The 13,317-nt window shown below is 30.0% G+C and carries 11 protein-coding genes; 2 read left to right on the top strand and 9 right to left on the bottom strand.

The window, feature by feature from the left end; all coding sequences use genetic code 11:
- The first annotated feature begins 170 nt into the window (after positions 1 to 170).
- A complete protein-coding gene (locus IF125_RS06360; protein ID WP_225541891.1) occupies positions 171 to 782 on the top strand; it encodes a hypothetical protein in 612 nt (203 codons plus the stop codon).
- Positions 783 to 834: 52 nt separating this feature from the next.
- On the opposite strand, the gene IF125_RS06355 is transcribed toward IF125_RS06360, so the two are convergent.
- The 7 genes from IF125_RS06355 to IF125_RS06325 all read right to left on the bottom strand — a co-directional run bounded on the left by IF125_RS06355 (position 835) and on the right by IF125_RS06325 (position 10,501).
- A complete protein-coding gene (locus IF125_RS06355; protein WP_225541890.1) occupies positions 835 to 2,907 on the bottom strand; it encodes a protein-disulfide reductase DsbD family protein in 2,073 nt (690 codons plus the stop codon).
- On the bottom strand, positions 2,901 to 4,208 hold the full coding sequence (tilS, locus tag IF125_RS06350) for a tRNA lysidine(34) synthetase TilS (protein ID WP_225541889.1): 1,308 nt from the start codon (positions 4,206 to 4,208) through the stop codon (positions 2,901 to 2,903). Before tilS ends, IF125_RS06355 begins: the two co-directional genes overlap by 7 nt.
- A gap of 110 nt (positions 4,209 to 4,318) precedes the next feature.
- Positions 4,319 to 4,726, bottom strand: coding sequence for an RrF2 family transcriptional regulator (locus IF125_RS06345; protein WP_225541888.1), 408 nt, complete (start codon positions 4,724 to 4,726; stop codon positions 4,319 to 4,321).
- Between the two features lie 77 nt (positions 4,727 to 4,803).
- Positions 4,804 to 6,213, bottom strand: coding sequence for an aldehyde dehydrogenase family protein (locus IF125_RS06340; protein WP_225541887.1), 1,410 nt, complete (start codon positions 6,211 to 6,213; stop codon positions 4,804 to 4,806).
- 167 nt (positions 6,214 to 6,380) lie between these two features.
- Positions 6,381 to 7,019: a LysE family transporter gene (locus IF125_RS06335; protein ID WP_225541886.1), complete on the bottom strand. Its 639-nt coding sequence runs from the start codon at positions 7,017 to 7,019 to the stop codon at positions 6,381 to 6,383.
- 121 nt (positions 7,020 to 7,140) lie between these two features.
- The gene (locus tag IF125_RS06330; protein ID WP_225541885.1) at positions 7,141 to 9,762 is read right to left on the bottom strand and encodes a valine--tRNA ligase; all 2,622 of its coding nucleotides are present in this window, start codon (positions 9,760 to 9,762) and stop codon (positions 7,141 to 7,143) included.
- A 79-nt stretch (positions 9,763 to 9,841) separates the two neighbouring features.
- Positions 9,842 to 10,501, bottom strand: coding sequence for a hypothetical protein (locus IF125_RS06325; protein WP_225541884.1), 660 nt, complete (start codon positions 10,499 to 10,501; stop codon positions 9,842 to 9,844).
- 89 nt (positions 10,502 to 10,590) lie between these two features.
- Here IF125_RS06325 and IF125_RS06320 point away from each other — a divergent pair, with 89 nt between their 5' ends.
- On the top strand, positions 10,591 to 10,956 hold the full coding sequence (locus tag IF125_RS06320) for a DUF1573 domain-containing protein (protein ID WP_188319976.1): 366 nt from the start codon (positions 10,591 to 10,593) through the stop codon (positions 10,954 to 10,956).
- A 13-nt stretch (positions 10,957 to 10,969) separates the two neighbouring features.
- On the opposite strand, the gene IF125_RS06315 is transcribed toward IF125_RS06320, so the two are convergent.
- Positions 10,970 to 12,631, bottom strand: a complete 1,662-nt coding sequence (locus tag IF125_RS06315) for an LIC_10190 family membrane protein (RefSeq protein WP_394369880.1) — start codon at positions 12,629 to 12,631, stop codon at positions 10,970 to 10,972.
- Positions 12,631 to 13,287 carry a metal-dependent transcriptional regulator gene (locus tag IF125_RS06310; RefSeq protein WP_171623922.1) on the bottom strand — a complete coding sequence of 219 codons (657 nt, stop codon included), beginning with the start codon at positions 13,285 to 13,287 and terminating at the stop codon, positions 12,631 to 12,633. Before IF125_RS06310 ends, IF125_RS06315 begins: the two co-directional genes overlap by 1 nt.
- Positions 13,288 to 13,317 lie beyond the last annotated feature (30 nt).

Raw genomic sequence — 13,317 nt, 5'->3', positions numbered from 1 at the left:
TGAGTACGTTTGACATAATTGCTTCTTTCTTCCATAATAACGATTTCTTTTTTGTATCGCTATTTCAGGACGGGACAATCAAATAATATTTAAAATCCTTCAAGAAATTGAGGGATTTTTTTTATTTAAAAATATGTATCTTAAACTATTATATCTCATATTTAAACTGAATGAAAAAACTCCTATTTTTCAATTTACTTATTATAGGAACAATAAGTTGTTCTAAGAAAGTTGATTATCAAAAAACAATTCAAGCAATTGAAGCTAATGGAAATTTATTTGATATGAATTATGAATTAAGAGGAAAAACATATGTATTCAATAATCAAACAACTTATTATTTTTATCTTAATACTGATACAATTGAATATATAAGAGTTCTTAAATCAAAAATTCTGGATGATTATAAAAGTTTTATTAAAAATTACGAGCATTTTCCTGCAAAAGTTAATTTCTATAAATACAATAATTCTTATTCAATCAAAGTTCAATACATAGAAAATAATGTCGTACAAACAGATAGTTTACCGATAAACAATAATCCAATGTTGTCTAAATTATTTATTGATTCAAAAAAGAAATACAACTTTTATAATAACAATCAAATAGTTGGTTATTATTTTAATCAGAAACTTAAAACAAAAACATATAGTTTGTGCAACTATAACAAACTATTTTACACTAAAAATACAGAAAATAAAAATACTTACGGTTTTAAAAATGAATATAAAATCTCTCAAAAATTGAAAGATAATTGGTATTTATTGGAACAAATTGAGTAAAAACAAAAAACTCCCGCAAATGCGGGAGTTTTTATCTGTATATAAAAGATAATTATTTCGATTTATATTTTACAATACCATCTTGTAACCATTTCAAGTAAACTTCTATATCAAGCTCTGCTTCTAATGGTTTAGAATAACGATTCAAATCTTTGTCAACCACAATATAGTATGGTTGTGCATTAGCATTAAAATGTTCAATCTCGAAAGCTGTCCATTTATTACCAACTGTTTTTAAAGTTCTATTATTTAAATGTTTTGAAAAAACTTGTTCTTCCTTTGGTAAAGGAGTTTGCTCATCAACGTATAACGAAACTAAAACAAAATCTTCAGTCAACATCTTTTTCACACGCTCATCGCTCCAAACACGTTCTTCAACTTTACGACAATTTGCACAAGCATGTCCCGTAAAATCTAACAAAATTGGTTTGTTAACTTTTGTTGCGTATGCAGCTCCTTGTTCAAAATCTTTGAAAGCAGGAATTCCATGAGGTCCAGCAACCATATTTGGATCATCAAATTTAGCAGTTGCTTGTCCACCTCCTACACCTTCGTGGAAACCACGTGGCGATTCAGAATAGGTCATTGGTGGCGTTAATCCACTTAACAATTTTAATGGACCTCCCCATAAACCTGGAATCATATAAATTGCAAAAGTTATCGATAATAATGCAAACAACATTCTTGGCACGCCAATCGTTTGCACAGGCGAATCTAATTCTAATCTAAATTTACCTAATAAATATAAACCTAAGAAGATAAAAATTGCAATCCAAAATGCTAAGAAAATTTCTCTTGGTAACCAATTCATTTGCCATACCAAATCTGCGTTTGATAAGAATTTTAAAGCAAAGGCTAATTCAATAAACCCTAACGATACTTTGATTGTATTTAACCATCCTCCAGATTTTGGCATCGAATTTAACCATCCTGGGAACATTGCAAATAATGTAAATGGAATGGCTAAAGCCAAAGAGAACCCAAGCATTCCTACAATTAATGAATAATAATTTCCTCCTTGCGTTGCTTGTACTAATAATGATCCAATAATTGGTCCTGTACAAGAGAATGAAACCAATGCTAAAGTAAACGCCATAAAGAAAATTCCGATTAATCCTCCTTTATCAGCTCCTTTATCAGCTGCATTTACCCATTTACTTGGTAATGTCAATTCGAAAGCTCCGAAAAATGATATAGCAAACACGATGAAAATAGCAAAGAAAGCTAAGTTTACCCATGGATTTGTTGACATTTCATTTAATACCGATGGGCCAAAAATTACTGTTGCTAATAATCCTAATGCAACATAAATAACAATAATGGATAAACCATAAATAAATGCTTTTCCAACCCCTTCACCTTTCGATTTACTTTGTTTCGTAAACATACTTACAGTTAAAGGAATCATTGGGAAAATACAAGGCATTAACAAAGCTGCTAAACCTCCTAAAAATCCTAATGAAAAGATTTTTATTAATCCATTATCATGTTTTTCGTTATCTGCTAATAAAGACTCATCTACCTTTTTGATACTATCTTGAGTTGCAGGAACAGCTGCTACAGAATCAACTTCAATAGTGTCTTGTACAATTTCTTTTTCAACTACTGTATCTTTTATTTCAGCTACAGTTTCTTCTATTTTTAACTCCTCTTTTGTTTCTTCAACTTGTGCAGTTGGCGTTAATTTTACGCTACCACTTGTTTCATCTGGTGGCAAACAACGTTCGGCATCACACATCTGAAATTCGATTGTGTACGAAATATTTACAGGTTTATCACCTGTAACTTTTACTTTCTGAACAAATTTTACTTGGTTCTCAAAATACTTTTCATCTTGTTCAAAAATCTGGCTGTATTTATCGATACGTTTTCCTATTTCTCGTACTCCACCAACTAATTTTGCATTGGCAGCTGGTTTAAATGCTGCACTTGCTGGAATTCCTATTCCTCCATCAGGATGTTTTGATGAATAAAGGTGCCAACCTTTATCAATTTTTCCTGTTACCTCAATTTCAAACTCATTTTGTCCAACCTCCTTCACCGAACTCGACCATTTTGCAGGACTAAATAATTGTGCGTTGACTAAAATTGGAAACAAAAAAAGTATCCAAAGTTTCTTTAACATACTGTAATGTTTAAAAAGTTTTTACTTGTTTCTGTTGTTTTGAAACGTTCATCCAAACGATGGTTCACCACCCAAATAATTTGATCTTTTTGGTCACAAAGCAACCAAACCTTCTCTTTTTCTAACTTAGAAAGTTTCAAATCTTTCATAAACTTACTCATCAGTTTTTTTTGTCCATTCATTCCGATTGGATAAAAGAAATCCCCCTCTTTCACTTTTCTTAGTTTAAGTGGAAACAAAATTGATGTAAAATCTACTGTTTCTGTAGCGTTTTCGTGTGGATTTATCGATTTCACGAACTTCAAATTTAACGAATTGATTTCAATTAAATCATCAAAAATTGTTATTTCGTCTTCATTTTCTTCTTCTATTGGTTGAAGCAACAAATTCTCTCGATTTTTAACCAATCGATAAGTTGTTGATTTTATTTCACTTCCCGTTTCCGCATCCAAAAATTTCAGAAGTTCTTTACTCGAATAAAAACCATATTTTTCGAATAAATAATACAAAAAAGTTTCTAAAGGTTGAAGTGATTTTAATGGATTAATTTCAATCTTTATTGGATTATCTCCTGAAAATAAATCAGTTCTGACTTCTTCTACTTTATTTTGTATAATTTGATAATTATCATTGATATGACTTAAACTTGCCAAAAAATTCTCATCAAACTGAGGATGAAGTTCTTTTAAAACAGGTGTAATATGATGACGAATTTTATTTCTGGTATATTCATCTGTCGCATTTGTGTAATCTTCTCGCCAACTAATTTCATTTGCTTCTGCATATACTAACAACTCATTTTTTGTAAAGTTTAAAAGCGGACGGAATATTTTTCCATTATCAGTTTGCATTCCAATCAAACCTTTCAAACCTGTTCCACGAGATAGATTAATCAAAAACGTTTCGATATTATCATCCAAATGATGCGCGGTAACCAAAATATCCAAATGATTTTGTTGCTGAACTTGCTCAAACCAATCATAACGCAAATTTCGGCAAGCCATTTCTACCGAATAATTACCTGTTTTTTGATAAGCTGCAACGTCAAAACGAACCGAATGAAAGGGAATATTCAATTTTCCACAATATTCTCTCACTAATGCCTCATCTTTATCTGCATCTACTCCACGCAATTGAAAATTACAATGAGCCACTTGAAAATTTGCAGAAGTTTGACGAAATAAATCCAACAAAATCATACTATCAACTCCCCCACTTACAGCTAATAGATAGCCATGTGTGTTAAAATCGTGTTGATTTAAAAGTAAGTTAAACTCTTGTTGAATGGATTTATTTTTCATGAAATACAAATGTTCGAAATTAGAAATTATTCCTGAAATAGTGTTACACTATTTTTCCTTGTTCTTATAAAATTTACCAATAAAAAAACCTGAAAAATTTCAGGCAAAATTTATTTTAAACTTTCTAATGATTTATTTTCAAGGATTTCTAATGTCGAATCTCTTAATTCTACCATTACCTTATTCAAAGTGCAAACGCCTTCGTTGGGGCAATCGTCGCATTTTTCGTAATAATTTTTACTAACACAGGGTAAAAGCGCAATTGGACCTTCTAAAACACGAATCAAAGAGGCTAAACTAATATCCTTTGCTTCTTTTGCTAAATAATAGCCACCACCTTTTCCTTGTTTTGAATTGACAAATCCCATTTTTTTTAAATCCAATAAAATTGCTTCCAAGAATTTTTTAGGGATAACTTCCTTTTCAGAAATTTGCCCAATCAATACTGGCTTACTACTTTCTTGTCTGGCCAAATGAGCCATCGCTTTTAGTCCGTATTTTGTTTTTTTTGATAACAATTTTATATGATTTAATTACAAAAATAACGTTGATAGTTGTATAAAACAAATATAAGATTAAAACGGTTGAAATGATTTTAAAAATATTTCATCAAAAAATCAATTACCTTTTGGGTTGTAGAAGTATACGGATAATTAAGAAATTTGGATGGCGATAAAATACGATTTACGTGTAAGACTGGCTTCATGTGTGAAAAATCTTTAAACCCTTCATAACCAGTTGACGCACCAATTCCTGAATGATTAACTCCTCCAAATGGTAAATTCGGATGTAAAATATGAACTAAAGTTTCATTTATTACGACAGATCCTGAAGATGTTTGATTTTTAACTTCTTCAATAAAAACCAAGTTATTAGAAAATAAATATAAAGCTAAAGGCTTTTCTTTCAAATTAATATACTCAATTACTTCATTAATCTCTTTAAATGTATAGATAGGAAGTATTGGACCAAAAATTTCTTCATTTTCTATTAAAGCATCTTTCGGTATATCAATTAATAAAGTTGGTTTAATGTATAGTTCATCCTCTTTATATTCATTTCCAAACGGGCATTTCGCACCTTTTTTTAAAGCATCGGTGATCAAATTTTTTAATCGATTGTAATTTTGAAGATTTACTATTCGAGCCAAATCCTCTGATTGAGAAGGATTTTTTCCAAAAATATTTTCGACATGTGTAATAAAAGCATCTACAAATTGATCGCTGAACTCTTCTTTAATCACTATATAATCTGGCGCAATGCAAGTCTGTCCCAAATTGATCAATTTACCCCAAACAACTTTCTCTACCACTTCTTGCATCGGAATTGAACCATCAATAATCAAAGGCGATTTACCTCCTAATTCTAATGTCACAGAAGAAAGATGCTTAGCTCCTGCTTGCATTACAATTTTACCAACTTTCGGAGATCCTGTAAAATGAATATGGTCAAATTTTTTGGCTAATAAATAGGTGGTTTCATCAACTTGCCCTTCAATAACTGCAACATGATTTTGTTCAAAAACTTCGGATATAATTTTATCAAGTAGTTTAGAAACATTTGGACAAAATTCTGAAGGCTTCAATATGGCTGTGTTTCCAGCTGAAATACATGCTACAAGATGTAGTAAACATAACTGAAAAGGATAATTCCATGGCGAAATAATCAAACAATTACCTAAAGCTTCGGGCTGAATTTTTGCTTTCGAACCAAAAAAAAGAAGATTATTAGAAACAGATTTTATTTTCGACCAGCGATTCAACTTTTTTCGAAATAACCTAATTTCTGATAAAACAGGGAAAATTTCAGTTGAATCTGATTCAACTTTTGATTTTCTTAAATCAATAAACAATGCTTGCTCAATTTCAATTCGGTGATTAAGAATTGATTGTTCTAATTTTAGCAAAAATACTTTGCGTTGAGCAATAGTTAAATTTCGAATAGTTGATTTATTCTTGAATTGCAGTTCGTAAATCTTATCAATTTCCGTTTTAAAATCAGACATTTTAAACATTTTAGAAATGTTAATTTAATGATTTTTTTTGGAATTTAAGTTTATTTAATTCAATCGTAAAAATGTAAAAACACTTTTTAAGATTAATTAAAGTTATTTTGAATGAATCTTAATAAATAAAGCGATAGAGAATACAATCTTTAGTTAGAAATAAATTCTTAGAGAAACAGTTGATAAATCGTCAAAATAGAAACTACGCTCGTTACACCGCCAATGACATAGTTGATATTTTTTAGAATAAATGAATTTTCTTCTGATTTTGAATTGAAAAATTTAAGATACAAACTAAAAATTATCATCGAACCAATCACTACGCCTAATGCAAAAATAGAGCTATTAGGTTGACCAAAAACCGTAATTTTATATGAAATTAAAGTTGCGCTTAAAAAGACATAAAAAGGTATCGGAAAAACATTTACAGCTGATAACAATAATCCATATAAAAACTTATTCTTCTGTTTGACATCTCCTTGTTGTTTTAGTCTTTTATTTTTCTTTTTTAGGTCTTGTTTTTTCGCAAAAAATAGAAAATATATCGTAATCATTACAAAAACTATTAATCCTACTTGCCGGAAAATTTTAGTTACTTCTTCATTAAAATTAATGAATTTTGCTAAAAAAATGGCTAAATAAACTTGAATCGCGATTGTAATTGCTGTTCCTAACATAAAGGTATATGCACTTTTAGTTCCTTCTTGTTTACCAATTTTCACCACCGTCATATTCAATAATCCAGGAATGGATGATCCAATAAAAGCTGTAAAAATTCCGATTAAAAGTAGTTCTAAATACTGCATTAAGTTTTTGTAAAAAGGTATGCAAAGTTAAGAAATATACTTTTCAATTAAAATTAAATACATAAAAAAAAACCACTCCAAAAGGAGTGGTTAAATCTTTATACTAAAATCTAATCTAAGATTATAAAGCTTGTAATTGCTCTTCGATTTGAGCAATTTTAGCCAATGTGTCTGCTTCTTTTTTTCGTTCTGCACCAATAACTTGTTCTGGCGCTCCAGCAACAAATTTTTCGTTAGATAATTTTTTACGAACAGAATTTAAGAAACCTTGATAGTATTCTAACTCTTTTTGTAATTTCTCGCGTTCAGCTTCAACATCAATATTATCAGACATAGGAATCATAAATTCTAATGTACCTACACGGAAAGCAAAACCTTTTTCTGGTTTATCTCCAGTATTGAAGTTAGAAACATTTCCTAATTTCGAGAATACATCTACATAGATTTCGTTAGTAGCTTGTGCATCAGCAAAAACTTCTAATGCTTCTTTTGGAGACATTCCTTTTTCTGAACGTAAACCACGAATTGCTGTTGTTGCTTCTTTCGTATTTTCAAAATTTTTGATAATCGTTTCATCAAAAGATGTAATTTCTGGATACTTCGAAACAATTAAAGCTTCGTCATCCGTTCTTTCTGCAATTAAATGCCAAATTTCTTCTGTTAAGAAAGGCATAAATGGATGTAAAACTTTCAATACATTTTCTAAATAACCAATCGTTGCATCAAATGTTTTGCGATCAATTGGTTCTCCAAAAGTTGGTTTAATCGCTTCTAAATACCACGAACAGAAATCATCCCAAATTAATTTATAGATTGCCATTAACGAATCTGATAAACGGTATTGATCGTAGTTATGTTCGATATCTGCTAAGGTTTGTTGGAATTTATTTTCGAACCAGTTTACTGCTTTTGCTTGCGCTGTAGTTTGTTCTAAATCTTCTTTAACTTCCCAACCTTTAATTAAACGGAAAGCATTCCAAATTTTATTTGCAAAATTACGTCCTTGTAAACATAACTCCACATCAAATGGTAAATCATTTCCAGCAGGTGCCGTTAACAACATTCCCATACGCGTAGCATCGGCTCCGTACTCGTTCATTAACTCAATCGGATCTGGCGAATTCCCTAAAGATTTCGACATTTTACGACCTTGTTTGTCACGAACGATACCTGTGAAATATACATTTTCGAAAGGCAATTCGTTACGATATTCGTATCCAGCAACAATCATACGTGCCACCCAAAAGAAAATAATATCTGGACCAGTTACTAAATCTTGTGTTGGATAGTAATAATTGATTTCTTCGTTATCTGGTTCATTAATTCCATTGAAAACAGAAATTGGCCATAACCAAGAAGAGAACCAAGTATCTAATGCATCTTCATCTTGACGTAAATCTTTAATAGTTAAAGCAGTATTTCCTGTTTTTTCTTGTGCTAATGGTAATGCTTCTTCTTTTGTTAAAGCAACAACGAAATCTTCGTTTCCTTCACCATAGAAAAATGCAGGAATTTGGTGTCCCCACCATAATTGACGAGAAATGTTCCAATCTGTTACATTTTCCATCCAGTTACGGTATGTATTTTTAAATTTCGCTGGGTGAAATTTAATCGTATCGTTCATTACGTTGTCTAATGCAGGTTTAGCTAAATCTGTCATTTTTAAGAACCATTGATTCGAGATTTTAGGCTCGATAACCGCTCCTGTTCTTTCAGATGTTCCTACATTATTTTTATAATCTTCTACTTTTTCAAGTAAACCTTTTTCTTCTAATTCTTTCTCAACCTCTTTACGTGCCTTGAAACGATCCATTCCGGCATAATGAATTCCATATTCGTTTAATTTTGCATCATCCGTAAAGATATCGATGAACTCTAAGTTGTGTTTCTTTCCTAATTCGTAGTCATTCGTATCATGAGCTGGCGTTACTTTTAAACATCCTGTTCCGAATTCTAAATCCACGTACTCATCTTCGATAATGTTTACCTCACGGCCTACTAAAGGAACAATTACTTTTTGTCCTTTTAACCATTCGTAACGCTCATCGTTTGGATTGATACAAACAGCAGTATCCCCAAAAATAGTTTCTGGACGAGTTGTCGCTACAACTATATATTTATCAGAACCTACAACTTGATATTTTAAGTGGTATAATTTTCCGTTTTTCTCTTTGTAAACAACCTCTTCGTCAGAGATATTTGTTTTAGCTTCAGGATCCCAATTTACCATGCGATACCCTCGATACACTAAACCTTTGTTGTATAAATCGATAAATACACGTTGAACAGATTCAGACAAATCAGGATCCATTGTAAATTTTGTACGATCCCAATCACAAGAAGCACCTAATTTCTTTAATTGATCCAAGATGATACCACCATGCTTATGTGTCCAATCCCAAGCGTGTTCTAAGAATTTTTCGCGTCCGATATCAAATTTAGAAACACCTTCTTCTTTTAATTTCGCAACTACTTTTGCCTCAGTAGCAATTGAAGCATGGTCTGTTCCGGGAACCCAACATGCATTGAAGCCACGCATACGTGCACGACGAATCAAAACGTCTTGAATCGTGTTATTTAACATATGTCCCATATGTAAGACACCTGTAACGTTTGGTGGTGGAATTACAATTGTGTAAGCTTTTCTTTGGTCTGGTGTAGATTTAAAATATTTTTTCTCCATCCAGTATTCATACCATTTTCCTTCTACCTCTGTCGGCGTATATTTCGATGCGATTTCCATTATTTATTTATAACTTAAAAACAATATTGGGCAAATTTACACAATCTGCCCAATATTTCTTAACTAATAAAGAATTTGTTTATTTATTCAACAACTCGATAAGTAAAATTAAATCTTGCTCTTTTTTCAGATTAAGTTTATTATTATTTACAATTTCTGCTACGTTTTTATCAGTAAATTCTCCAAACTTTTTTGTTGATTTTGGTACGTTAAACAATTTATCATCAAATCCAATCTGTAATTTATCTTGTTTATAATAACTTGTTTTATTTGAAGCATTTAAACCACTTGCTCCTAATCCATCAATTCCATCTATCGTTAACTTTTTGTAAAGTACTATTTTAACATCCATTGGTGTTAATACTTGCAAATACCTTGAAGACACCACATTTCCTTCTATAAAATTTACATACTTATAAATTTTCCCATTGTCAAACCTAATTATTTGATCAGAATATTTATTCATTTTATATAAATAACCATCGCGTAAAAATTCGAAATCATCTAATAAGGCATTATATCTAAAATTTTCTTTTTCTTTGAAGCCATCAATACTCGCAGGTAAAAAGTTTACATCAAAATACTCATTCTTATTTGTAGAACCATCTGTATATTTTTGTTGTTTCAATTCTGCTACTAACGTTTGCAAATTATATTCATTAACAGTTGCTGTTGAAGATATCTGCGCATCGACACTATTAAAAGTTAAAAGTAATAATGGAATAATTACTGTTTTCATATTAATGTTTTTTTATACTTACTAAAATACAAAAAAAGCATTCTTTTTTGGATTATTTGCTTAACTTTGATTATAAATTAATTATCGTTATGAAAAAATTAATGTTTGTAAGTGTTTTTGCATTAGGTATTTCGAGTGCATTTGCTCAAACGCTTAGTTTAGATAAAGAAGAAATTCAATTTGGGAATATTAAATTGAATACAGATGTTACTTCAAAAATTAAAGTAACAAATACAGGAGACAAGCCTTTAGTTCTTAAAAGTGTTGTAGGATCTTGTGGATGTACAGCTCCTGATTATCCTAAAACCCCAATAGCTCCAGGCGCATCTGCAGATATCACAGTAAAATATTCGAGTGGTTCTATGGCAGGGGATTTTAATAAATCTGTCACAATCACATCTAATGATGCAACCTCTTCTCGTAAAATCTTCAGAGTAAAAGGTAAAGCACAATAATACTTAAAGCAAGCTAATTAGCTTGCTTTTTTTGTTCTTGCATCAAAAATTCAGTTATTTTTTTTCGTTCATTTTCATTCATCTGAACAAAATAAAATCCATTTTTCACATTTAAAGAATCTATTTGTTGCGGATAACCATTATATATTAAATAACTATTCAAAGTCGAAGTACTAATCGCAGGTACAGGAGAGTTATAAATCAAGGGATAATTTGTAGGGTAATTATATAAAATATTTCCTATTTTTTTTTCTAATGTTGGTATTTCTCTGTAAGTACCTGGCTGTAAAAGTTGCTTTAATTCTATTTTTTTTTGATACGAAAAAGATCGTATTGAATTTGAACTTAATCTACCTAAGTTTGGAAATAAAATAAAAAGAGAAACTGCAAAGACACCTAAAAAACTTATTCCTTTTGAAAACTGAAAATAGGTTTTATGATTAAAAATACTTAAAATCAGTACAACATCAATAACCAAAATATCTAAAAGAAATCTAAATTGAGGCGATAAAAATAGCATTACAAATAACTTTATCCAGCAACAAAATATTAATAATTGAATGGTCGATTTTTTGTAGAAAAAACTAATTATTGTTGTTAAAAGTGTAAATCCTATAATGAATAATAATATAATTGACCGCACAGCATTCTGAAACAAAATTGCATATAAATATTCAAATGAATTCATTTTCATTACCTCTTCAAATGTAAAAGAATCCTTTAGTGGAATAAACTTTCCATTTAATTTCGAGATATCATACATACTTTTAGGCGAACTCCATTGGAGATTTTCAATAGAACTGAAGCTTATAGGAAATAAAGGATTTGAAGAAACAATAATTCCTTTGCAACAAAACAAGAAAGTAAAAAATATGATTAAAAGAATATTTTTATCCTTCAAAAATCTATATTCTTTATTCTTCAAATATTCAATTAAGAAAAAAATCAGTAGAACAATGCTAATTGGTTTTATGACAACCAAAATTGTCGAATAAAATAAATAATCTGATACTTTTCCTTTTTGATTTAAATATTCATTGATTAGTAAAATTGTTATAACAAAAACAGGTAAATCGGGAGAAGGAGAATTTAAAAAAAATAAAAACAAAATGTTAAAAAACAACAATTTGTAGCACTTTTTATCAAATACATATAAATTAAAAACAATAAATAAACTTATGTTTAATCGATAATAAACATCCAAACTCTCGTTAACAGCAGCTTGTAAAATATGCCAAAAACTATTTTGTGCTAAAACCCATTCTAAATTAGAAAGTCCCTTTACAAAACCAGCAAAATCCAACCATTTTATCGTCGGAATGTAGTAACCAAAATGGTCTAAAATAAACGGATAAGTTGTTGCAACCAACAAACCTAAAAAAGAAAATACATAAAAATATCGTGAAATATTTCTCAACTCTTTCACATATTTTTGAACCTCTTTTCTATGATAAATTAAGGAAAGAATAGAAATAAGAATTAAAATTGCTTCGTAAGTAAAATTTAAAGGGATAAAAAATGCAAGTAGAAAACTGAGAAGTCCTACTCCTATCATCCCGTTCAAAATAACAAAAGAAATTGACGAATTTATTTTTGGGAATATTTTTTGAAAAAGGAATCCAAATCCTAAAAAATATAAGAGTAATAACGTTGAAAATATTAATTGCGCAATCATTATTTACCTAACAACCTTGACGTTACATGATTACTAAAAGTTTCAATTTCATTTGTTTCAAGAAATTCTACCGTCATAGTTCCATCAAATTCCTCAATTGAAATGATCTTTATTTTATCATTTAGCTGAATGTTTTTCGAATTCAGATATTTTAAAAATTCATCCGAAGAACCTATAACAGCACAAATTTCAACTAAATCTCCTTGCTGAAATTCAGACAATTTTTTATAGTGAACAAACTCTACATTTCCATATTTATCTGGAATTGGCGAGCCATGTGGATCTAATTTGGGATAATTTAAAATTTCATCCATTTTATCAAAAAAAGAAGGACTTTGAATATGTTCTATTTGCTCTGCAATTTCATGTACTTCTTCCCAACCAAATCCCATTTTTTCGACCAAAAACATTTCCGTTAATCGATGTTTTCGTACAATCAAAGATGCTTTCAAAATTCCTTTATCAGATAACCGAAGTGGTTTATACGATTCATAGATCACCAATTCTTTTTCAGCTAATTTTTTCATCATACTGTTTACAGTAGGCATTTTTATTTCCAAATGCTTACTCAAATCCTTCACATTCACTTCTCCTTTACCATTTTCAGAAAGATGAAATAATGCTTTTAGGTAATTTTCTTCGACCAATGAATTCATAAAACAAATATAGTTGAAAATTAAGTAAAA

Source organism: Empedobacter stercoris, from assembly GCF_020281205.1.
Classification (GTDB): Bacteria; Bacteroidota; Bacteroidia; order Flavobacteriales; family Weeksellaceae; genus Empedobacter; species Empedobacter stercoris.
The sequence above is the reverse complement of the archived record's forward strand: the minus strand, read 5'-3'. Positions and strand labels throughout refer to the sequence as shown.